At 40.2% G+C, this 23,648-nt stretch carries 24 protein-coding genes; 12 read left to right on the top strand and 12 right to left on the bottom strand.

What is annotated here, in order from left to right; all coding sequences use genetic code 11:
* Positions 1-349 precede the first annotated feature (349 nt).
* The 3 genes from AB4140_RS15470 (at position 350) to AB4140_RS15460 (ending at position 3,192) form a co-directional block, all read left to right on the top strand.
* Positions 350-1,543, top strand: a complete 1,194-nt coding sequence (locus AB4140_RS15470; protein ID WP_102435403.1) for an amino acid aminotransferase — start codon at positions 350-352, stop codon at positions 1,541-1,543.
* Between the two features lie 203 nt (positions 1,544-1,746).
* Positions 1,747-2,553, top strand: a complete 807-nt coding sequence (locus AB4140_RS15465) for a glucosaminidase domain-containing protein (RefSeq protein ID WP_372001612.1) — start codon at positions 1,747-1,749, stop codon at positions 2,551-2,553.
* A 3-nt stretch (positions 2,554-2,556) separates the two neighbouring features.
* Entirely contained in the window at positions 2,557-3,192 is a 636-nt protein-coding gene (locus AB4140_RS15460) for a DUF2987 domain-containing protein (protein WP_198589348.1), read from the top strand.
* A 92-nt stretch (positions 3,193-3,284) separates the two neighbouring features.
* Here AB4140_RS15460 and ttcA read toward each other — a convergent pair whose 3' ends face one another.
* The 11 genes from ttcA to ccoN form a co-directional block, all read right to left on the bottom strand.
* Positions 3,285-4,214, bottom strand: a complete 930-nt coding sequence (ttcA, locus tag AB4140_RS15455; RefSeq protein ID WP_102435639.1) for a tRNA 2-thiocytidine(32) synthetase TtcA — start codon at positions 4,212-4,214, stop codon at positions 3,285-3,287.
* Positions 4,215-4,293: 79 nt separating this feature from the next.
* Entirely contained in the window at positions 4,294-5,223 is a 930-nt protein-coding gene (uspE, locus tag AB4140_RS15450) for a universal stress protein UspE (protein WP_102435397.1), read from the bottom strand.
* Positions 5,224-5,322: 99 nt separating this feature from the next.
* On the bottom strand, positions 5,323-6,075 hold the full coding sequence (gene etrA, locus AB4140_RS15445) for an electron transport transcriptional regulator EtrA (protein ID WP_102435395.1): 753 nt from the start codon (positions 6,073-6,075) through the stop codon (positions 5,323-5,325).
* A 55-nt stretch (positions 6,076-6,130) separates the two neighbouring features.
* A complete protein-coding gene (locus AB4140_RS15440; protein ID WP_102435393.1) occupies positions 6,131-6,820 on the bottom strand; it encodes a sulfite exporter TauE/SafE family protein in 690 nt (229 codons plus the stop codon).
* Positions 6,817-6,990: a cbb3-type cytochrome oxidase assembly protein CcoS gene (gene ccoS, locus AB4140_RS15435; RefSeq protein WP_102435391.1), complete on the bottom strand. Its 174-nt coding sequence runs from the start codon at positions 6,988-6,990 to the stop codon at positions 6,817-6,819. The genes AB4140_RS15440 and ccoS overlap by 4 nt, the downstream gene beginning before the upstream one ends.
* A complete protein-coding gene (locus AB4140_RS15430; protein ID WP_303460904.1) occupies positions 6,987-9,365 on the bottom strand; it encodes a heavy metal translocating P-type ATPase in 2,379 nt (792 codons plus the stop codon). The genes ccoS and AB4140_RS15430 overlap by 4 nt, the downstream gene beginning before the upstream one ends.
* Positions 9,366-9,373: 8 nt before the next feature.
* Positions 9,374-9,853, bottom strand: coding sequence for a FixH family protein (locus tag AB4140_RS15425; protein WP_372001608.1), 480 nt, complete (start codon positions 9,851-9,853; stop codon positions 9,374-9,376).
* Positions 9,854-9,969: 116 nt separating this feature from the next.
* Positions 9,970-10,926: a cytochrome-c oxidase, cbb3-type subunit III gene (gene ccoP / locus AB4140_RS15420; protein WP_102439471.1), complete on the bottom strand. Its 957-nt coding sequence runs from the start codon at positions 10,924-10,926 to the stop codon at positions 9,970-9,972.
* Entirely contained in the window at positions 10,926-11,102 is a 177-nt protein-coding gene (locus AB4140_RS15415; RefSeq protein WP_102439470.1) for a cbb3-type cytochrome c oxidase subunit 3, read from the bottom strand. The genes ccoP and AB4140_RS15415 overlap by 1 nt, the downstream gene beginning before the upstream one ends.
* A gap of 10 nt (positions 11,103-11,112) precedes the next feature.
* Positions 11,113-11,727 carry a cytochrome-c oxidase, cbb3-type subunit II gene (gene ccoO / locus AB4140_RS15410; RefSeq protein ID WP_102439469.1) on the bottom strand — a complete coding sequence of 205 codons (615 nt, stop codon included), beginning with the start codon at positions 11,725-11,727 and terminating at the stop codon, positions 11,113-11,115.
* An 11-nt stretch (positions 11,728-11,738) separates the two neighbouring features.
* Positions 11,739-13,172, bottom strand: a complete 1,434-nt coding sequence (gene ccoN / locus AB4140_RS15405; RefSeq protein WP_102439468.1) for a cytochrome-c oxidase, cbb3-type subunit I — start codon at positions 13,170-13,172, stop codon at positions 11,739-11,741.
* 271 nt (positions 13,173-13,443) lie between these two features.
* On the opposite strand from ccoN, the gene AB4140_RS15400 reads away from it, so the two are divergent.
* Both AB4140_RS15400 and AB4140_RS15395 read left to right on the top strand, forming a co-directional pair.
* Positions 13,444-13,902: a hypothetical protein gene (locus AB4140_RS15400; RefSeq protein WP_372001605.1), complete on the top strand. Its 459-nt coding sequence runs from the start codon at positions 13,444-13,446 to the stop codon at positions 13,900-13,902.
* Positions 13,903-13,980: 78 nt separating this feature from the next.
* The gene (locus tag AB4140_RS15395) at positions 13,981-14,193 is read left to right on the top strand and encodes a hypothetical protein (RefSeq protein WP_102439466.1); all 213 of its coding nucleotides are present in this window, start codon (positions 13,981-13,983) and stop codon (positions 14,191-14,193) included.
* Between the two features lie 219 nt (positions 14,194-14,412).
* Here the strand turns inward: AB4140_RS15395 and AB4140_RS15390 are convergent, their stop codons facing one another.
* Positions 14,413-15,312, bottom strand: coding sequence for a LysR family transcriptional regulator (locus tag AB4140_RS15390; RefSeq protein WP_102520578.1), 900 nt, complete (start codon positions 15,310-15,312; stop codon positions 14,413-14,415).
* Between the two features lie 323 nt (positions 15,313-15,635).
* On the opposite strand from AB4140_RS15390, the gene AB4140_RS15385 reads away from it, so the two are divergent.
* The 7 genes from AB4140_RS15385 to AB4140_RS15355 all read left to right on the top strand — a co-directional run bounded on the left by AB4140_RS15385 (position 15,636) and on the right by AB4140_RS15355 (position 23,600).
* Positions 15,636-16,370 carry a histidine phosphatase family protein gene (locus AB4140_RS15385; RefSeq protein WP_372001603.1) on the top strand — a complete coding sequence of 245 codons (735 nt, stop codon included), beginning with the start codon at positions 15,636-15,638 and terminating at the stop codon, positions 16,368-16,370.
* A 39-nt stretch (positions 16,371-16,409) separates the two neighbouring features.
* Entirely contained in the window at positions 16,410-17,180 is a 771-nt protein-coding gene (locus AB4140_RS15380) for an SDR family oxidoreductase (RefSeq protein WP_372001601.1), read from the top strand.
* 98 nt (positions 17,181-17,278) lie between these two features.
* Positions 17,279-18,457, top strand: coding sequence for an NADH:flavin oxidoreductase (locus AB4140_RS15375; protein WP_372001599.1), 1,179 nt, complete (start codon positions 17,279-17,281; stop codon positions 18,455-18,457).
* Positions 18,458-18,535: 78 nt separating this feature from the next.
* Positions 18,536-19,747 (top strand): acyl-CoA dehydrogenase family protein, encoded by a 1,212-nt coding sequence (locus AB4140_RS15370; protein WP_102439462.1) that lies wholly within the window; start codon positions 18,536-18,538, stop codon positions 19,745-19,747.
* Between the two features lie 104 nt (positions 19,748-19,851).
* Complete coding sequence (locus AB4140_RS15365; RefSeq protein ID WP_102439461.1) at positions 19,852-20,883, top strand: phosphotransferase family protein; 1,032 nt, start codon at positions 19,852-19,854, stop codon at positions 20,881-20,883.
* Between the two features lie 54 nt (positions 20,884-20,937).
* Positions 20,938-21,699 (top strand): SDR family NAD(P)-dependent oxidoreductase, encoded by a 762-nt coding sequence (locus tag AB4140_RS15360; protein ID WP_372001596.1) that lies wholly within the window; start codon positions 20,938-20,940, stop codon positions 21,697-21,699.
* Positions 21,700-21,794: 95 nt separating this feature from the next.
* Positions 21,795-23,600 carry an acyl-CoA dehydrogenase gene (locus AB4140_RS15355; RefSeq protein ID WP_303446554.1) on the top strand — a complete coding sequence of 602 codons (1,806 nt, stop codon included), beginning with the start codon at positions 21,795-21,797 and terminating at the stop codon, positions 23,598-23,600.
* Positions 23,601-23,648 lie beyond the last annotated feature (48 nt).

Below are 23,648 nucleotides of genomic sequence, written 5' to 3'. Positions count from 1 at the left end.
CCTCAACATTAGTTGGGGCTTTTTTGTATCCAAAATTTATCTTAATAAAACATATTACTCATAATCCCTCGTCGTTTTTAAATAGACAACATCAGTTAAACTTTAGCTGGTCTTTCTTTATTCGATGTACTCAATTAAGACTATCTGAAATAAAAAACACACAATACTGAACCATGAACTAAGTTAGAGTTCTTTTTATCAAGAATATTTGGTTTTATGGGAATATTTTTAATGAATCTTCAAACTGTGATCTAATTATTACCAGAATGTCTTTTGTGACTACTTCCAAAAGTCATACAATGGTATAAATAGAAAAAAAGTTGTTCACTTCAATAGTAGGAAAGATGTAATGATATTTTCTCAAATCCCTCAAGCGCCAGCAGATCCTATCTTAGGTTTAACCGATGCCTTTAAAAAAGATACTCGTACAGACAAAGTTAACTTAGGTGTTGGGATCTACAAAGACGAAGCAGGTCAAACTCCTGTACTGACATCGGTAAAAAAAGCTGAAGCCATTTTATTAGAGACTGAGAAAACAAAGAACTATCTTGGAATTGAAGGTGTGGAGCGTTATAACCAAGTGGTTCAAAGCTTATTATTTGGTAAAGACAGTGCCATCATACGTGACAAAAGAGCATTTACCGCCCAAGCACCTGGCGGAACAGGTTCTTTACGAGTTGCAGCTGAGTTTTTAGTAAACAACACTGACTCAAATATCTTATGGGTGAGTAACCCGACATGGGCAAACCATCAAAATATTTTTCAAACTGCTGGTTTAGAGATAAAAGAATACGGTTATTACAAAGCTGAAACCCATGACATGGATTTCGATGCTATGGTCACCGATCTAAATACTGCGCAAGCTGGTGACATGGTGCTTTTACATGGCTGCTGTCATAACCCTACAGGCATTGATTTGACTATTGAGCAGTGGCAAATCATCGGTCAACTATGTAGCGACAAGCAATTGGTTCCTTTATTTGATTTTGCTTATCAAGGCTTCGGCGCCGGCATTGAAGAAGATGCACAAGGGTTACGTGCTGTAGCTGCCAAAGTGCCTGAATTATTAGTCGCTAACTCATTCTCAAAAAACTTCGGTCTTTATAATGAGCGTATCGGTGCAGTAACCGTTGTTGCTGAAACAGAAGTTGTAGCACAAAAAAGTTTTAGCCAAATCAAAAAGACTATCCGTGCGAGTTACTCAAACCCTCCAGCTCATGGTGGCTTAATTGTGAGTACCATTTTATCTGATGATGGCTTACGTAAAGAATGGGAATCAGAGCTTAGTGCTATGCGTCAACGTATCGCAGAAATGAGAACCTTATTTGTAGATACCTTAAAGCAAGAAGGCGTATCACAAGACTTTAGCTTTATATCACGTCAAAACGGTATGTTTAGTTTTTCTGGTTTAAATAAGCAACAAGTAACTCGTTTAAAAGAAGAGTTTGGTGTTTATATTGTAGGCTCAGGTCGTATTAGCGTTGCAGGAATGACAAAACAAAATATCCCTGTGATTTGTAAAGCGATTGCACAGGTGCTTTAACGATAATGGGCCTTAAAGGCCCATTATTTTTACTTAATCAGTTATCTAAACTTGATATAAAAGCGCTTAAGGTAGTCCATTTTTAATCTCTATTATTGAAATATTTCAGTCTGTTAAAATAGCGATTAATCGCTTTAAGTCATACCTTCTATTACGTGCAAATCTCGGTATAATCACTAAAAAAATTACATAAAGGCTTTTAATTGAAAACAGGTAGAATTGGAAAGTTTATCCTTGCTTTAGCGGGGGTCATCATTGTTATGTTTTTTATCAGAGCTTGGCTAGTACCAACGATTGAACAAATCTTGATTACCACTCCTGATATAAAAGAAAACCCACAGCTTTCAAATCAAGTGCCAGATTTTTCGAGCATTTCAGATATCCCAACTAAGAAACAAACGTTTTTTGATTACATGACGCCTGCAGTCAAACATCAAAATGCAATTATTAGTGCAGAAAGAAAATTTTTAATTGTTATTCTCAATAACCTTCGTAATGGGCAACCGCTTACTGATGCTGATATTTTTAAATTGCAAAAGCTAACTCAAAAATATCGATATCAAGTAAAAAAGTTTGATTTAATCACTCTGACACCGTTACTTGAACGCGTCGATACCTTGCCAGTTAAAATGGTACTAATTCAAGCCGCCAATGAAACTGGTTGGGGCAGCTCTCGCTTCGCTACAGAAGGTAATAATTATTTTGGGCAATGGTGCTTTTCTAAAGGCTGTGGTTTAGTGCCGCAATCAAGAACCCCAGGGCTTAATCATGAAGTTGCATCGTTTGATACCCCAGAGGACTCAATAGCTGCATACCTGCTTAATTTGAATACTAATTCGGCTTACCATTTATTACGTTCAATCAGGGCGGATCTAAGAGCCCAAGATATTGAGCCCACTGCAGAAGAATTGGTCTTTGGCCTGTTACATTACTCAGAACGTAAACATGAATATATCGACGAATTACTTCAAATGATGCGTCATAATAAAAATTATTTAGCTGGATTATAGTTAATGAAAATAACAACAAGATTAGCAATGGCTACAGTGGCTTTCTCGGTAAGCTTTTTTTCAATTGCCGATACGGTATCTATTCCTTATGCCGGTTTTTACGAAAGATTAAAGCAGGTCAACAAAGCCAACTATCAGTTAGTTGAAATTGTGTTTAGTGTGCCTAAAACTCAAGCTTGCACTATTTTAAGCGGGGATATCAGTACTGAGAAAAACCAATATCCATTAACTTTTAATGAGCAGCAGCGGCTTTTTTTACCTTATGATGCTCAGTTAAAATCTGATCGCGGTTTAATTAACTTAACCATGAAGGGTGATCCCACAGGATGTGGCATAGCAATGCAGGTGAGGGCGAAGCAACAGCTTAAATCATATAATCAGCAGCAAATCCTTGCGGTAAAAGATGATATGGATGCGTTATTGGATGGCCAGCAAGGTTTTCCAATGAAGTATTTTAGAAAGCCAATATCTGGTGTTACCTTCAGTTTTAACGATACTGACTATCCGGTAACTGTTAGCATTGATAATAAACAGCAGCTTATTAGTGAGCCGCTACAATTGGCTAACTTTACACTCAATGAATTAAATGAGATTTCTTTTTCTGTTACTCCTGCAGTCATTAGCCCGTTTGTCGAGTAAAACTTTTTAGATAGATTGAAAAAGCCCTCAATAGAGGGCTTTTGTATATCTACAGCACTTATTAAAGTGCTGTATAATCGAACGTTATGTGATTACGGCTTGTAGGTACTCACAACATCAATTCTTGCTGCAGCATCAAGATTAATATGGCCGTTGTTACTCATATCAAGAAAATCAAATGCAGGTAGCTCTGATTCAGCCACAGCGCCAGACATAGGTGCGTCAGCATTTCTTTCAAGTGATAAGAAATCAAATTGGTTACGATCAACACCTTGTGACGGCGAGGTATTTTGCATCGCCGTGAAGATGGATTCGATTCTACCAGGGAAATCCACATCCCACTGTTTTAGCATGTCTTTAACTGCACCACGTTTTAAATTTTCTTGTGATCCGCAAAGGTTACATGGAATAATCGGGAACTGTTTCAATTCTGCGTATTCAGCGATGTCTTTTTCTTTACAGTAAGCTAATGGACGGATCACCATGTTAGCCCCATCATCCGAAAGTAATTTTGGTGGCATTGCTTTCATCTTGCCACCAAAGAACATATTTAAGAATAATGTTTCAATGATGTCATCACGGTGGTGACCTAAGGCAATTTTAGTGGCGCCGATCCGCTGTGCGAAACCATATAGGGTTCCTCTACGAAGGCGAGAACATAAAGAGCAAGTGGTTTTACCTTCAGGGATCTTATCTTTGACTATCGAGTAGGTGTCTTTTTCTAAGATATGGTAGGCCACTTTTAAACTATCTAAATAGGCAGGTAGAATATCTTCTGGAAACCCAGGTTGCTTTTGATCTAAATTTACCGCGACAACTTCAAAAGAAATCGGGGCACGTTTTTGTAAATTTAATAAAATATCAAGCATGGCATAACTGTCTTTGCCGCCTGAAAGGCAACACATAACAATGTCACCTTCTTCAATCATTTGATAATCGCCGATAGCACGACCAACTTCATGGCGGAGCTTTTTTTCGAGCTTATTTTGACGATCCAATTGTAGTTTGTTTTGTTGTTGCATTTGCGACATAAAAAAGCGCCCAGTAACCATTTGTTTCAGGGCGCGTATTATTCCAGCATTCTGCCTTAGGGTAAAGGATTTACTCTTCTAGAGGTGACTTATACCCATCTGGCTTGATAGCGAGTAGATCACAGTTAATGCTATCAATAACATGTTCTGCTGTATTACCAATTAGTGCGGCAGAAAAACCTGTACGACCCACTGTACCTAAAATAACTAACTCAGCGTCTAACTTTGTGGCTAATTCAGGAATAATATCTTCAGGCAGACCTTCTTCAACATGGCAATTTTCTAATGGAATATCAAAGCTATGGGCGATAGATTGGATCCGTTGTTCATGCTGCATTCGGACCGTGTCGTTATAACTTGCGGCATCAAACTCTGGCAATTCTATGGCTAAATTGACAGGGGTACCTGGATAGCCATTAACTAAATGCACTTTAGCTGAAAACTTATCGGCTAAATTTAAGGCGTTTTTAATAACTTTGGTATTAAGAGTCTGATGATCTTCATCTTCAGACGCTACATTTATTGCGCAAACAATATTACCTGCTACTGGCCAATCGTGTTCTTTAACCATAAGAACAGGAATAGGCGCTTTACGTAATAAATGCCAATCAGTAGGGGTGAAAATAATTGATTTGAGTTTATCGTGCTCGTGGGTGCTTTTGACCAACAAATCAAATTGTTCATCGATAGCGTATTTAATAACACTTTCAAATGGGCGATTGTGCCAAACTACTTTCGCATCAATAGACATTCCAGTCTTAGTATAACTTTCGATGGCTTCATTTAACCAGGTTTCACGTTGAGCTATAACGCCTTGACGCATAGCTTCACGCTCATTACTGGATAAAATTGATGTCATCTCGTAGGAGAAGTCAAAAATAGTGAGAAATGCAGTGATAGTTGCGTTGGACTTACTCGCTAGCTCAACAGCTCTAGCTAACGCAGGTTGATGATCTGTCATAGGGTTTATGACAACGAGTATCTTATTATAATCCTTCATAAAACCTCCAAGCTAAAATGTTAAACTCTGTTAATTAACTATCACTGTTATTGCCATAAAATACTTTGAGAGAGATCAAACTTTGAAAAGTTGTTAGGCCTAGGTTGCAATCCGCGAATTACCCGCTAACTGACTCAGTGCTTTATGATCAACAATAGTGATGTATTTGCCTTTAACTTCAATAAAGCCTGACTTTTGAAAACGGCCAAGTAAGCGGCTAATTGTTTCAACTGTTAGCCCAAGGTAATTACCAATATCACCACGGGTCATGGTTAATCTAAATTCATGAGGTGAGAAACCGCGGCTACCAAAACGGTTAGCCAGATTGCTGATAAATGCGGCTAGGCGTTCTTCGGCATTCTTTTTAGATAACAACAAAATCATTTCTTGATCGCTCATGATCTCATTACTCATGAGACGCATTATCTGTTGTCTAAGTTTTGGCATACTGCCCGCTAAGGTATCTAAAGTATCAAACGGTATTTCACATACCATTGCAGTTTCTAATGCTTGGGCAAAACTCTGATGAATTTGAGAATGAATACCATCAAAGCCGATAACGTCACCAGCTAAATGAAAGCCAGTGATTTGTTCATCGCCTTGCTCTGTGATGGTGTAGCTTTTAATTGTGCCAGATCGAATAGCAAATAAAGACTTGAGAGGATCACCAGACTTAAATATTTGGTCACCTTTTTGCACTGGCTTTTTACGCTCAATAATCTCATCGAGTCTATCTAACTCGTTGTTATTAAGCGAGAAGGGGATACATAATGATTCCATACTGCAATCATGACAATGTATCGCACAACCTCCGGTTGATGCTCGAAGTTGTTTAGTTGGGTCTATAGGCATATGTACTCTCAATTAATTACTACTTAGCCATGTTAAACTAATAACAAAGTTACAGCTAGTTTAGCTGCATGATGGCGATATATATAGTTTGTAGCCCAAATACTACAATCAAGATCCCACTTATCATTCGGACCTGCTTTTTTTGTACCCATTGAGCTAACGTTTTCGCCGCTACACCGGCACTGAGTAACGCGGGCAATGTACCTAAACCAAAAGCTAACATGATTAAGGCGCCATCAAGGGCATTACCAGCCGCAACAGCCCAAGTTAAGGTGCTATAGACTAAACCGCATGGTAACCAACCCCATATTATACCAGCCATGACGGCTTGATGTTTATGTTTAATGGGTAACAATTTGTTAGCCAATGGCTTTAAAAAACGCCATAACATTTTGCCCACTTTTTCGATTTGCACGATACCAAACCAAAGCTGGGCGATGTAAAGCCCTGTGGCTATCATCATAATGCCAGCAAAAATACGCAGGCCGATAAGATAGTTATCAAGGTCAAACATATAACCTAAGGCTGCGGTACTGGCTCCAGCTAATGCACCAGCTAGGGTATAACTGAGTATCCTGCCTAGATTGTAGCTTAATAAAAAACTTAACTGATTGGCGAGCTGATTTGATGCTGTATTGGGTAAGTTAGATGCAAATGCGCCAACTAAACCACCACACATGCCAAAGCAATGTGCCGCACCCATTAATCCAACTAAAAAAGCACCCCATACATTGTATTCAATCAATTCTTTTTCTCTGATTCTGTTTCACTTGGTTTATCTTCATCAAATAAAATAGAAACACTTTGACGGTCTAAATCGTCGAATTGTTCACTTTTGACTGCCCAAAAGAAGATGGCAACAGCAATTGCAACAAATAGCATTGCGATAGGAATTAGTACGTAGATGATACTCATATTTTTATCCTGAGTAAGCGTAAGCTGTTAGATACGACAATAATCGAACTAACTGACATTCCAATCGCTGCAATATACGGTACTACATGACCGGTAACCGCTAGCGGTAGAATAATGACATTGTAAGCAAACGCCCAAATTAAGTTTTGTTTTATTATTTTATTTGTTAACTTTGAAACTGTAATTGCTTGATTAAACTTAGATAGTTGATCACCAAGTAAAATCAAATCAGCACTATTTTTAGCGATAGCGCTGCCACTTCCCATCGCGACGGATAAATTGGCTCCGGCTAAAACGGGAGCATCATTAATGCCATCTCCAAACATTGCCACATCTTGTGTTTGTTGTAATTTGTTTATCAAATCTAGTTTATCTTTAGGGTTAAGTCCTGCATAACTATTTTTAACATTAAGCTGTTGCGCGATAGCGTTCACATGGCTGGCACAGTCACCACTAGCAATACTAACATCGATATTTTGATGTTGAAGTTGTTTTATGGTTTCTAGACTATCTACCCTGAGAGCATCCTTTAGGGAAAAACAGGCTGTAATAATGCCATTCACAGACAACCACAACAGTTTGCCGTTACACTGATTGGCATCGACTCCCACAAATTCAGCATTACCAATTTTAACGACATCAGTATTAATGTTACCTGATATGCCTAAGCCAACGTGATGCTGTATGTCGGTGGCACAAATATCACTGTGAGCATGGGCTTTAAATGCACTGGCAATTGGGTGAAGTGAGCCAGTTTCTAATGCGGCGGCATAGGCTAAAACGGTTTGTTCATTTTGGCTATCGGTTAATACAATACTTTCAAGTGAAATAGTGCCACAGGTTAAGGTACCGGTTTTATCGAATACGACATGGTTGATACGAGGCAGTTTTTCAAATACCCCAGCTTTTCGGGTGATTATACCCAGTTTGGTAAAAATAGCCGTCGCGCAAGTAATCGCAGTTGGCGTAGCAAGGGCGAGGGCACAAGGACAGGTTGCCACTAATACCGATAATGTCACCCAAAAAGCATCTTCTGGTGAAATTTGTAACCACACCACATAGGTTAACGACGCAATTGCTAAAATCGTACCTGAAAAATAACGCGCTAACCTATCAGCCAGTTTCGCAATAGCAGGTTTGGTGTTTGAAGCCACTTCTTGCAAGCGAATAATTTCAGCGACGAGTTGATCTTGTCCTAAAGCGGTGACTTTTACCGTCAGGGCTTGATCAATATTAATTGTGCCAGCAAATACACTGTCATTAATGGTTTTAATGAGAGGCATTTGCTCACCTGTGAGCATTGATTCATTAAGACCCGATTTCCCTTCAATAATATCCCCATCAGCGGCAACGATATCGCCCGGTCTAACAAGGATAATATCGCCTAATTTTAATCGCTTGGCAGGTATTTCTGAAATATCACCATCAAGTTTTAAATGAGCTGTTAATGGCACCAGTTTATGAAGATTACTTGAATTGACGGATGCAGTTTGTTTGGCTTTTTGTTCAAAATAGCGGCCAAGTAATAGGAAGAAAGTAAACATGGAGACAGATTCAAAATACACTTCTCCATTGCCATTAATCGTTGCAAAACAACTGGCAATATAAGCTCCGGCGATTGCAATTGATACCGATAAGTCCATATTGAGTTTACCGCTAAGTAAACTTCTTATGGCGCTGAAATAAAAAGGCTGAGCAGAATAAAATACCACTGGCGCGGCCAAGGTCATACTGACCCAGCGAAAGTAATCGCGCATTTGAGTATCTTGGAGGGTGAAGTAATCAGAGTACAAGGCCAATGCAAACATCATCACTTGCATGGTAGCAAAACCAGCTAAGCCTAAGCGTAATAAAAACTTTCGGCCTTCTGTTTTACTTTGCTTTTCTTGCTCATCCACTTGATAAGGCGCAGCCTGGTAGCCAATACGGCTTATCGCCGCAAGAATTTCACTGAGTTTCAGTGACTCTTCATGCCAACTAACTAAAGCGCGCTGCGTGGTAGAATTTACGCTTATGTTAGTAATACCCGCTAATTGTTTTAGCTTATGTTCAATTAACCATGCGCATGCCGCACAAGTTATACCGTCAATCGAAACTGAAATGGTATTGATACCATCAACTTTGTGGGTAAGGTCTTGTTGAACTTCAGGGATATCATAAGCTGAGTATTGCGCTAATTCAGCTGGGACCAGGGCAGTTTGTTTGCTACCCGGTTCACTTCGATATTGGTAATAACTCGCCAGACCTGAATCAATAATAGCTTGTGAAACCGCCTGACAACCAGGACAGCACATAAGCTGATCTTGGTTGTCGATAAAAGTGGTGAATTCATTGCCAGTTAAAACAGGTTCATTACAGTGATAGCAGTTTTGCATTATATATATTAATTCAACCAGTATTCGACATCATCATGAATTTCAATACGTTGCTGGATTCTCCAGCTTGCATCAAAGCCTTCAAGTCGGACATTCCATGGCCCAGAAATCGCTTCTGATAAACCAATTCGATATGTGCCGTTGCCATCAGCAGTGGCATTAATGTTGAAATCTTTTTCTTCAAGGGTTGGGTGAATAAAACTGACTTTCAATACGGCTTGGTTTGCTGGACCGCCATGTTGAGATATTTTAAGTTCGTGATCGTCAACTTCAATTAAGTATTGCATGCCTAAGTTTTTAGCTTGCTTAATTTTACGCAAATCCATATTGATGGCTTTGCCTTCTTTGTAATAATCATCTGAAACCAAGGAGTCAGCATTATCAATGGCGATACTCATCGCAACCATGCTTTTAAGGACAACAACAAAAAGAAGAACAACGATAAACCAAGGCCAAAAGTGCTTATACCAGGGAAGAGGAGCAGACATAAAACGGTCCTAATTATTAACTTTTATTATTAATCTATTTTAACCTGAAAACCATTAATAATCACTTAAAAAAAAGGCCTCGTTTAAACGAGGCCTTTTTTGTTATCAAGCTGTAACTATTTGTTTGATAAGCTATAAACGTATGCAGATACTACATGAACTTTTTCTTCACCTAGGATATCTTTCCACGCTGGCATAACACCTGAACGACCATTTGCAATTGATTGCATAACTTGTAAACGGCTTCCGCCATATAACCAAGCATCATCAGTTAAATTAGGTGCGCCCATAAACTTATTACCAGTGCCATCCATACCATGACAAGCAAAACAGCCTTTCATGAATGAACCTTGACCTTGAGCTGCTAACGTAGCGTCATGATCACGTCCTGATAGTTTAAACACGTATTCAGCTAAGCCACGAATTTCACTATCTTCGATGGGTAATCCGCCTTTAGGTGGCATCATGCCGTTACGACCATTCATCAGCGTTGTCTTAATAGTTGCAGGATCGCCACCATATAACCAATTACCATCGGTTAAATCTGGGAAGCCAACACTACCGCGAGCATCCGAACCATGACATTGAGCACAGTTTTGTAGGAATAAACGCCCACCAACTTTAAGTGCCTCTTCGTCTTTAACTAGCTCTTCAATTGGCGTAGCTAAATAAGCAGCAAAGATAGGGCCGTATTGCTTGTCAGCACTTGCGACTTCACGATCGTACTGAGAAAGGCGTTGCTCTGCAGTAGCTAACTCAACCGCTGCTTTAGACTCTTCGATTGAACGAACACTTTGGTTCGAACTTGTCCAACCAAATAGCCCTTGATAGCTGCCAAGACCGGGGTAAAGTGCTAGATAAATCAAACCAAACACGATACTGATGTAGAACATATAAGACCACCACTTTGGTAGTGGGTTATTGAGTTCTTCAATGCCGTCAAAGCTATGACCCATTGATTCCCCTTCATCAATTCCTGTGTTGTTCTTAGAGCAAGCTCTAAGCAGGAAAAAACAACCGGCGATAACTAATAATGTTGGAAAAATAATCCAAACGTTCCAAAAGATACTCATTACTTATTATCTCCTGAATTATTAGCGCGTGTCGCGATTTCTTCTTCAGAAAAAATCAGATTAGCAGCTTCATCAAATTTGGCTTTGCTTTTTGAGCTATAAGCCCAATAGAAAATACCGGCAAATACCACCATAACAATAATGGTTAGAATGCCTTGTAATGTTCCATAATCCATAACTGCCTCCTTATTTCAGTGCATGACCTAAAGACTGAAGATAAGCAATTAACGCTTCAAGTTCAGTTTTGCCTTTAACAGCAGCTTCAGCACCTGCAATTTCTTCCGCGGTATACAAATTATGATCCGGGTGGAAATTACTTAAGATTTGCATTTTATTGCCCGTTAGTTTTCCATCTAATTTGGTATCTGCTAACCAAGGGTAAGCAGGCATATTAGATTGAGGCACTACACTACGTGGGTCGATTAAATGCACTTCATGCCATTTATCACTGTAACGACCGCCAACACGGGCTAAGTCAGGACCAGTACGTTTAGACCCCCACTGAAATGGGTGGTCCCAAACTGATTCGCCAGCAACAGAGTAGTGACCGTAACGTTCAGTTTCGGCACGTAAAGGACGGATCATTTGGCTGTGACAGTTGTAACAACCTTCACGGACATAAATATCACGACCTTCAATCTGCAAAGCATTGTACGGCTTTAAACCTTCAACTGGTTCAGTAGTATCTTTTTGGAAAAGCAAAGGGGTGATCTGTACTAGACCACCGAAACTAATTGCGATTACAGTAAAAATACCAAGCAGGCCGATGTTTTTTTCGATTATTTCATGATTAAATTTCATCGTTCTGCTCCTTATGCTTTGGCTTCAGCTAATGCTGGAAGGGTGTCTTTAGGGGCATTAACGGTACGCAACACGTTATACGCCATGATAAACATACCCGTTAAGAAGAACACACCACCAATAAAGCGAACAAAGTAGAACGGATAAGATGCTTCTAAGCTTTCAACAAAGCTATAAGTCAAAGTACCGTCAGAGTTAACTGCGCGCCACATTAGACCTTGCATCACACCAGAGATCCACATTGATACTATGTATAAAACTGTACCAATTGTCGCTAACCAGAAATGGACGTTAACTAGGCTAGTACTGTACATACGGCCATGACCAAATAGCACAGGAATTAAATGGTATAAAGAACCAATTGAAACCATCGCAACCCAACCAAGCGCACCAGAGTGAACGTGACCAACAGTCCAGTCAGTGTAATGAGACAGTGCGTTTACGGTTTTAATTGCCATCATTGGTCCTTCGAAGGTAGACATACCATAGAAAGATAATGAAACAACTAAGAAACGTAATACTGGATCTGTACGCAGTTTATGCCAAGCACCAGACAGTGTCATAATACCGTTAATCATACCGCCCCAAGAAGGTGCGAATAAAATTAGCGACATCACCATACCCAATGTTTGTGTCCAATCAGGTAAAGCAGTGTAATGAAGATGATGCGGACCTGCCCAGATATATAACGCAATCAATGCCCAAAAGTGAACAATTGATAAACGGTAAGAATATACCGGACGACCAGCTTGCTTAGGTACAAAGTAGTACATCATACCTAAGAAACCTGCTGTTAATAAGAAACCAACAGCGTTATGGCCATACCACCACTGCACCATGGCATCTACTGCGCCAGAATACATTGAATAGGATTTGAATAAGCTTACTGGTACCGCCATTGAGTTAACAATGTGCAATACTGCAACCGTAATGATGAAAGCACCGAAGAACCAGTTTGCAACGTAAATATGCGATGTTGTTCGTTTGATAATGGTACCAAAGAACACAATTGCATAACTCACCCAGACAATGGTAATGGCGATATCAATTGGCCACTCAAGTTCTGCATATTCTTTACCAGAGGTGAAACCCATTGGTAATGTAATTGCAGCAGAGAGGATAATGGCTTGCCATCCCCAAAACGTGAAAGCAGCTAATTTAGGTGCAAACAGTTTGGTTTGACAAGTGCGTTGTACGATATAGTAGGATGTTGCGAAAAGGGCTGAAGTACCAAACGCGAAAATCACGGCATTCGTATGTAAAGGTCGTAAACGACTATACGTTAACCATGGAGTTTCAAAGTTTAGTTGTGGCCAGATTAACTGGGCCGCAATCAATACACCAACTGCCATACCAACGATTCCCCACAATACTGTGGTTAATGCAAATTGGCGAACAACGGTGTAATTGTAATCAGCGCCTGTAGGCTGGGAATGGTTCATCATAATGCTTCCACGGCTTATTACTTTTACTTTAAAATTAGTAAAGAAAGATCTTTACCTGTTTAGGGTGACAGGTGGTTAAAAAAGTATCTGTTTTAGAGTTGCTTTTTTAATTATTGTCAAGGTGTTACCTCATGTTTTTTATAACTATCACGAGGCAATGCAATGATACTTGAGCTAAGTCAAAAAAGATATATGTGAGCTAGGTGTAAACTTGATCTAGATCAATTTCCTAAAGATAATGTTATCAATATGAATCGAGAGGTTAAAAGTTGTGCAGTTTTTAACAAAATGGATTGTTGGCTCTTTTTTTATAGTGTTTTTAGGTGGATGTAATCCTCAATCAAACATTAAAACAGTAACATCTGATGTAATAGACAGCAGTTTGTGCCAATTTCAACAAGGGGCATGTAAGTTAAATGTTAACGGTATCGACATTATGCTGATGATTAACCCCGTTTTCACACCAAGTGAAAAACCTTTGAGTATTGATTTACACTTTTCCGTCCCTGTCACTGATGTAAAAATGCGAATCGAAGGAAGAGACATGTTTATGGGGGTAATACCGGTAAATCTTACTGCAGAAAAAAACAGTAATCCTAACCACTATAAAGGTAGTGCTATTTACGGTTCCTGTAGTAGTAATTATATGGTTTGGCGCGCGCTAGTTAACTATTCAATTGACGGAAAGCCGCAATCAACATGGTTTGATTTTTTAGCTGACAATAAATAATCAAAGATAAAGGCTGAATCTTATTGATAATCATTCTCAATTAGTTATAATAGCCAAAAAATCAATTGAGAAAATAGTATGTCCCAATTAAACATTTCAATATCCATCGATAAACTTGCTAAGTTAATTCAATCAGGCCAATTGTGCGTTGCTGACTTTAGAAGTTTAGACACTCAAACAAAGCAACAGTTATGGCAATTATGTCTGCTCAGTTGTAAAGAACGGATACACTGCCAGCATCCTGCCGATAACCCTAACAACTTAATAGAAATGTTTTCTGAGTTAGGGTGATTTAAGCATTATGAAAACTAAAATCACCTTCTTTAAACCAAGTTAGTACTACCGACATAGTGAATGTCAAACTTCATTAGTAGGTGACGAGTTGGTACCTCAAAACGTTAACAGTGCTTAACTACAGCTTGCATCAAACTTTCAAATCAAAGCCAATATTATTGATTAAGTCTAGGTTCAGTTACTGACAAGCTTTTAACGGGCCAATTAATTGTTAGTTTAGTTATTTGATGCCGCCATAATCATTTTATTACGAAGCCACTTATTAGCGGGCTCTTTATCGACATTCACATGCCAATATAAATGCACGTCAATGCCCGGCAATTCAACAGGCATCGGATAAATGTTGATATCAAACAATTCACTGTACATCTCAGCTGCTCTTCTAGGCAATGTGAGCAACATATCGTTATTGGTGATAATACGGCATGCCGAAAAAGGATGTTGGCAGCGTAATGATATTTTACGATGTAAGCCTAAGCGTGATAATTCAAAATCTTCAAGTCCTGGCCCTGTTGAGCGCGAAGACACTAAAACATGTTGAAGATGTAAATAAGTATCCAAATCTAAGCTGCTATTAATAGTAGGGTGCTCCTTGCGTGCCACCACCACCACTTGATCTAGTTCTAGTTGGGTATGCAAAATATTATTGCTAACAGGAATAAGTGCATCAATGGCTAAATCGATATCGCCACTGGCTAATTTATTTTCTAAATCACTACGCCTTACGCGTTTATTACTGCGTAGATTTATCGTCGGAGACTCTTTAGATAAACTTTGCTGTAGTGGCGGTAAATAGTAGGGTTCTAATGAACCATGCAATGACAGTGAAAAATTTTCACGGGAGGTTGACGGCTCAAACTGCCTTGATTGTACCAAACAAACCTGTAGCTGATGTAAGGCTTCACGCACATCCGCAATAACATTCTTTGCCACCGGCGTCGGTCTCATTTCATTACCTTGTCGCACAAATAAAGCATCATCAAAGTGAGCACGCAACTTACCTAAGGAATGACTGACTGCGGGTTGAGACAAATTCAGTACAGAAGCCGCTTTTGTAATATTTCCCTCACAATAAATTGCATCAAAAACCACAAACAAATTTAAATCTATTTTCATGCTGACACCATTGCATCCTTGCTAAAAATCTACACTGCTAACTTTAATCAAAAAAATTCAACCTACGCTGGTCAAAATTTATCAGCCTAACTATTTAAAATATAAATAGTAGGGTATAAGAACTATTCATTTGTTTAATCTAGGTTGCAACCTTAGCATAGTCAAGTCGATTTTAAACAGCCCGATTACAAAGGTAACTAAACCACCAGCAGTTGTTAGTCAATAAACGTGCAGGTGGTAATTAAAAGCTATAAACAAATTGAAGCATCAATAAACGTTTTTTGTTTCGCTGCTTAAAACCCAATATCACACTGAGTATTTATATGGCTGCAATATATTTGATAAGACATGGGCAAGCTTCTTTTGGAAGTGCTGATTACGATCAGCTGTCAAAAAAAGGTGAACAACAAGCACAGCTTCTTGGTGAATATTGGCGCGCAAGAGCCCAGCCAAGTAAGTTTTATTGTGGCGATCTGTTACGCCATGGGCAAACATTATCTGGATTTAATAAAGGTTATCAAACCAGCACAGTACCGATGATTATTCACTCAGGCTTTAATGAATTTGACCATGTTGATATTTTAAAAAAACACCACCCTCAATGGCAAAACTTCCCCAAGATGAGTGAAGATATCAATAAATTGCAGCACCCCAATAAAACCTTTCAAAAAGAATTTGCACTGGCGTTAGAACGCTGGATGTTCAGTGATAAACATGACGAATATAAAGAAAGCTGGCCGCAGTTCAAGTTACGCTGCATCCGTGCGCTACAAAATATAATCGATCAAGAGTTGGCCACTAAACACCAGCTTAGTGCTAATGATGACAATGCAAAAAAATCAAAAGATATATTGGTATTTACTTCCGGCGGAACAATTTCAGTCATCATTCAACATATCCTTAAATTAACCAATAAAGAATTATTGATGATAAATCAGCAGGTTAGAAATACCAGTGTTACTAAATTATTATTTTCAGAACAGATGCTAAGTATCGATTATTTAAATAATTATAGTCATTTAGAGCAAGCAGGAGAAGACTGGGTAACCTTTAGATAACGCCGCATAAAACAACTTAAAAATAGATAGGGATTAAGCATGGCAGAGATCAACTTATTTGATTTAACAGGGAAAGTAGCATTAGTCACTGGCGCGAGTCGTGGTATTGGTGAAAGTATTGCGAAACTTTTAGGCCAGTACGGCGCGCATGTTATCGTTTCAAGTCGAAAACTTGATGCGTGTAATAAAGTGGTCGATGACATTGTTATCGCTGGCGGCAGTGCAGAGGCAATTGCATGTCATATTGGTGAGATGGAACAAATAGACTCGCTGTTTGCCGCTATTACACAAAAGCATGGCAAGTTAGATATTTTAGTGAACAATGCCGCCGCTAATCCATATTTCGGCCACATTATGGATACTGATTTAAGTGCCTTTCAAAAAACTGTCGACGTTAACATTCGTGGCTATTTCTTTATGTCTACCCAAGGCGCTAAATTGATGAAGCAAAGTGGCGGTGGATCTATTGTCAATGTGGCATCCGTTAATGGCGTTATCCCGGGTGATTATCAAGGTATATATTCGATAACCAAAGCTGCGGTAATTTCAATGACGCACGCTTTTGCCAAAGAATGTGCTCAGTTTAATATTCGAGTTAATGCGTTACTACCTGGCGGCACAGATACTAAATTTGCCTCGGCATTAGTCGACAACCCTAAAATCCTCAAACAAATGATGCATCACGTGCCAATGAAACGTGTGGCGCAGCCAGACGAAATGGCCGGCACAGTATTGTATCTCGTCTCTAAAGCTTCTAGCTATACCACAGGCACCGCGATTAATGTGGATGGTGGCTATTTAATCGGTTAATTAACGAGATTATGGCAAAAGCCGTTATTAATAGCAGTCAATTCGCATCAAATAACTAAAAACAATAACCAATAAAAACCCGTGTTAGGAAAAAAATTATGAGCAGTCAAAACAGCACTATTTCAAGCAACAGCACTATTTCTAACAACAGCACTCCGAATAACACCAATAATAGTATCGATAAACTATTTGAATCTTTCAGCAGCAAAAGTTTGTCATTAAAAAATAAAACCGTGATGGCACCAATGACACGTGCCTTTTCGCCAAACTATGTGCCTACTGCAGATGTTGCGGCTTACTATCGTCGCCGCGCAGAAGGTGATGTAGGTTTAATTATTACCGAAGGTACCTTTATTTCCCATAAAGCGGCTAACGGTTATGAAAACGTGCCCGCGATTTATGGAGAGAAGGCCCTTGCAGGCTGGAAGCATGTGGTAGATGAAGTACACGCCGCTGGCGGAAAAATTGCCCCTCAGCTTTGGCATGTGGGGTCTGTCAGAAAATTAGGCATAGGTCCAGATAAAGAAGCGCCTGCCCATAGTCCGTCTGGTTTATACAAACCTGGCGCAGAAAATGGTGTCGCTATGACTCAGGCCGATATTGATGACGTTGTTGCTTCATTTGCCCAAGCAGCATTGGATGCGAAAAATATTGGATTTGATGCTATCGAAGTGCATGGGGCACATGGTTACTTAGTTGATCAGTTTTTCTGGGAAGGCACCAACCAACGCCATGATAAATATGGTGGCTCACTTGAAAATCGCACTCGTTTCGGTGTTGAGATTGTCAAAGCCATACGTGCAGCTGTAGGTGCAGACTTTACAATTATTTTCCGATTTTCTCAGTGGAAACAACAAGATTATAGCGCCAAGCTTTGCCAAACCCCTGAGGAATTAGAAACTTTCTTATGTTTACTCAGCAATGCCGGTGTCGATATATTCCACGCAAGTACCCGACGCTTTTGGGTTGCTGAGTTTAAAGGTTCAGATCTTAATTTAGCGGGCTGGACTAAAAAGCTTACCAATAAACCCGTTATTACAGTGGGTAATGTTGGTTTAGATGCTGACTTTATCGGTGAAGGTAACGCCGATCTTTCTGGCACATCTAACCCAACGGGTATTGATGAATTACTGATCCGTTTAAATAACGATGAGTTTGACTTAGTGGGTATTGGCCGCGCTTTACTCGTTGATCCGCAGTGGGTAAATAAGATTAAGTCCAATGCGATAGCCGAGATTAAACCATTTAACAAAAAATCACTGATGTCGCTTAGTTGATTGTTAACTGACGACATGACCTGCGTACTGCACTGTTTGTAATGCAAAAAATGATGTTCAGATTGAAAGGGGAATAAAATGGATTTTGAATACAGTCCTAAAGTTCAGCAGCTAATGAAACGTGTCAGCAAATTTATGGATTTACATATTTTTCCTAACGAAGCAGCAATGCATAAACAAGTTGAACTTGAACCTTGGTCAACCCCTCCTTTAATGGAAGAGCTCAAGGCAATCGCAAAAGCGGAAGGCTTATGGAATTTATTTTTACCGGTTACCTATGGCAAATATAGTGCAGGGTTAACCAACCTTGAATATGCACCGCTGGCAGAGTTAATGGGCCGAGTCATGTGGGCGCCTGAAGTATTTAACTGCGCTGCACCTGACACTGGCAATATGGAAGTATTAGCTCGTTACGGTAACGAAGCCCAAAAGAAACAATGGTTAGAACCATTACTGGAAGGCAAAATTCGTTCAGCTTTTGCGATGACAGAGCCAGAAGTCGCTTCAAGTGATGCGACCAATATTGAATTACGTATAGAACGTGACGGTAATGAATATGTCATTAATGGCCGTAAATTCTATATCAGTGGCGCATGCCGCAAGCAATGTGAAATTATGATTGTGATGGGTAAAACGGATCCAACAAATAGCAATCGCTACGTACAGCAGTCACAGGTGCTGGTACCAATGGATACCCCTGGTGTGACTTTAGTCAGGCCGATGAAGGTATTTGGTTTTGATGACTCGCCAGAAGGCCACGCTGAAGTCATGTTTGACAATGTCCGTGTACCTGTTGCAAACATTATTGTTGGTGAGGGCAAAGGTTTTGAAATCGCTCAAGGTCGCTTAGGCCCTGGGCGGATACATCATTGCATGCGCTCAGTTGGCATCGCCCAGCGGGCTTTAGATTTAATGTGTAAACGTGTCAGTGAACGCATTGTGTTTGGTCAGCCGATGATAAAACAACAATCGGTACGTGAAGATATTGCAAAGTCAGCCTGTCAGATTGAACAAGCGCGATTGATGACGTTAAAAGCAGCCCAAAAAATGGACACCGAAGGCAATAAAGCCGCTAAAGATTTAATCGCCATGATTAAAATTGTTGCCCCGAATATGTCCCTTGATGTCATCGACCGTGCAATCCAATGCCATGGGGCTGTGGGTGTTAGCCAAGATACATTTTTAGCTCATGCTTGGGCTGGGCAACGAACCTTACGTTTAGCTGATGGACCCGATCAGGTGCATATGATGCAACTGGGACGTGACTTAGTTAAGAAGGTAGCGAATTAACATCTGGCATCACCTGACTGTAATCAAAAGGGTGAAGTGGTTTTGATTCGCGACACTAAATTAAGTTAACTATTGACCCTAAGTGGTCTAAAAGAGAGTTGCCAATGTTAGACGATAATTTAATAGACCTTAAACAATTAACTCAGTATCTAGAGCGCCATATTGCGGGTTTTAAGGGTCCCATTACGCTTGAAAAGTTTGCCGGTGGCCAGTCTAACCCGACGTTTAAATTGCAAGCGGCAACAGGTAACTATGTGCTGCGCAGGCAACCACCTGGCAAGTTGCTAAAGTCAGCCCATGCTGTGGATCGCGAATATAAAGTAATCAAAGCATTGCAAGATACTAAGGTGCCAGTCGCAAAGGTATATCACTTATGTGAGGACCCAAACATCATCGGCTCGATGTTCTATGTGATGGAGTATTGCGATGGCACTGTGTATTGGAGTGCATCTTTATCTGACATAGCCACGAATGAGCAACGTACAGCAATGTATGATGAAATGAACAAAGTATTGGTAGCGCTGCATAGTGTTGATGTCGAGCAGGTAGGGTTAAGTGATTATGGTAAAGCAGGTAACTATTTTGAGCGTCAATTAGCCCGTTGGACTTCTCAATATCGCCAGACTGAAATTACCCCCATTAAAGCGATGAATGATCTAAGCCAATGGCTAGAAGCGAATTTACCTAATGATGACGGTCGAAGCTGTCTAGTCCATGGCGATTTTCGCCTAGACAATATGATGTTTGCCAAAGACTCAGCCAAGGTCATTGCACTGCTGGATTGGGAATTATCAACGTTAGGCCACCCGTATGCTGATTTAGCTTATCAATGTATGCAACTAAGAATGCCTGCAGGTATGGGTAGCATCGACGGATTGAAAGGTGTCGATCGTACTAGTTTAGGTATCCCTACCGAAGAGGAATATGTAGCCCGATATTGCCAACGAATGGGTATCGAGCGTATTGAAAATTGGGTGTTTTATCTCGCATTTAGTTTCTTCAGGTTAGCCGCTATTGCTCAAGGCGTTGCTAAACGCGCATCCCAAGGCAATGCATCAAACGAAAATGCTAATAAAGTCGGCGCATTTGTCGAACCGTTAGCAAAAATGGCCCTACAAGTAATCGCCCAAAAATAACTTGCAGCTTTCACTGCTATAACCAAATAAACCACGAATTACAGGAGTTATCTCATGGATCCATTATTAGATTTTAGCGGTAAAGTCGCCATCATAACCGGGGCGGCACAAGGTTTTGGACAACTACTTGCCCAAGAACTAGCAAATCGTGGCGCTAAACTAGTGATCAGCGATATCAATGAAGCAGGTGTTCATAAAGTGGCATATGATATTGCGGCAACAGGCGCAGAAATTCTAGCCATGAAATGCGATGTTTCAAAAAATGACCAGTGTAAATTAATGGTAGACACTGCCATGGAGGTATTTGGTCGTGTAGATATTGGAGTCAATAACGCCGGGGTTGCCCATGAGTTTATGCCGTTTCATCAGATAGATGAATCTATTATGGATAGCCAATTTGCGGTAAACGTTAAAGGTGTGCAATTTGGCATGCGTCATCAAATACAACAAATGCTGACCCAAGGAGAAGGGGTCATTCTTAATGTCAGTTCTATGGCGGGTATTGGCGGCGCGGCATTAGGCAGTGCTTATTCAATGGCAAAACATGCGGTTATTGGCTTAACCAAAACCGCTGCGGTTGAATATGGCCGCGCCAATATACGGGTTAATGCAATTTGCCCATTCTTTACGCTAACCCCTATGGTCACCAATTTTGCAGATGCTGAGCAGCAACAAAAAATGAGCCGCGGCGCACCTATGAAACGCCTCGGTGAGCCCAAAGAAATAGTCGCGGTGATGTTGATGATGCTATCGCCAGCAAATACCTATATGACAGGCCAATGTATCGCAGTAGATGGCGGAGTATCAGCCCTTTAAAAGGCAACTTTTAGCCAGAGTGAGTTAGTCACGCTTAGGGAATCACTGTTTTACAGGATTTACAGCGAGTTTTTGACCAATAAAGAGAACAAATTATGCCAGCTAGTTTAATGAATCAACGCGATCTTGAATTTATGCTTTATGAACTGTTTGATAGTGAGGCTTTGATTACTCGTGAGCGTTACCAAGATCATGATCGACAAACATTTAATGAAGTCGTTAATACCGCTAAAGCCATTGCAGAGAAGCATTTTCTTCCCATTCGCCAAAAGTTAGATACACATCAACCGACATTTGATGGCACTAAAGTGCATCTCATACCTGAATTAAAACCTGCTATTGATGCCGTCAATGAATCAGGTATTGCTGCAGCCACCGCAGATTACGATGTCGGTGGAATGCAACTGCCGCCAATTGTCGCCAGTGCAGCTGGCGCTTATCTTAGTGTGGCTGGGGGCGTAGGTATGGGTTACAACATGCTAACAACGGCAAACGCCAATTTACTTGAAGCCCACGGCAGTGATGAACTGATTGAAACCTGGGTTAAACCAATGCGTGAAGGTCGCTTCATGGGTACCATGGCGATGACTGAACCGGGAAGTGGCTCTGGTTTAGGGGATTTAACCACCAAAGCGATTAAAGCTGAAGATGGCAGTTATCGCATAACGGGTAATAAAATATTTATTTCGGGCGGTGATCACGATCTCAGTGAAAATATCGTCCATTTGGTGCTTGCCCGTCTCCGTGGCGCACCGCAAGGGGTAAAAGGTATTTCACTTTTTGTCGTCCCTAAATTTTTATTAAATGAAGACGGCACAATCGGTAACGATAATGAAGTGGCATTGGCAGGATTATTTCATAAAATGGGCGGCCGGGCGCAAACCTCAACGGCGCTGAGTTTTGGTGAAAAAAATGGTTCAATAGGTTACTTGGTGGGTGAAGAACATTGCGGTTTGAAATACATGTTTCACATGATGAATGAAGCCCGCATCATGGTCGGCATGAGTGGCGCTGTACTTGCTGTCGCCGGTTATCAGTACTCAGTTGATTATGCCAAAAACCGTCCACAAGGTCGTTTACCTTCTTGTAAAGACCCGTTATCCCCTATGGTCAATATTATTGAGCATGCAGATGTAAAACGTATGCTATTAGCGCAAAAGGCCATTGCAGAAGGTGCTTTATCATTAGTGTTATACGGCACCCAATTAAGTGATGACGAGAAAACAGCGCCAACCATAGAGCAACGACAATATGCTCACACGCTATTAGACTTTTTAACCCCCATCATTAAAACCTGGCCATCTGAATATGGGCCTAAAGCCAACTCCTATGCGATTCAGGTAATGGGAGGCCATGGTTATATTAATGAGCATCCTGTGGAAATGTTCTATCGTGATAACCGTCTTAATCCGATACACGAAGGCACAACAGGCATTCAATCATTAGATTTAATGACCCGCAAAGTGCCTATGAACAAGATGCAGGGTTATATAGCAACATTGGACGAAATAACTAAAACCATTGCTGTAGCAAAAAAACACCCAAATTTAAAAGTGTTTTCGAGTCAGTTAAGTGATGCAGTAAGGTTATTAAAAATTACTACTGACTCAGTATTAACGGCAATGTCGACTGAAAATATAGACTTAGCATTAGCCAACTCAGTTAAATATCTGGAATTGTTTGGCCACATTATTATTGCATGGCTATGGTTAAAACAAGCGATAGTAGCCACAGAAGCACTCAGTAAAAAGCCGCATCAAGCAGATGAAAACTTTTATCAAGGTAAGCTTCAGGCTCAGCAATATTTTTATCGATTTGAACTACCGAAAATTGAGCACTGGTCAACCATTTTGTTAACCTCTGACAGTACAAGTTTTGATATGCAACCTGATTGGTTTTAAAGGTTGTATTGTGTATCTGGTGATTTTGAAGCTTAACTTATAAATTAA

Source organism: Shewanella sp. 10N.286.51.B2 (genome assembly GCF_041469265.1).
Lineage (GTDB): Bacteria > Pseudomonadota > Gammaproteobacteria > Enterobacterales > Shewanellaceae > Shewanella.
This window is presented reverse-complemented; position numbering and strand designations above follow the sequence as displayed.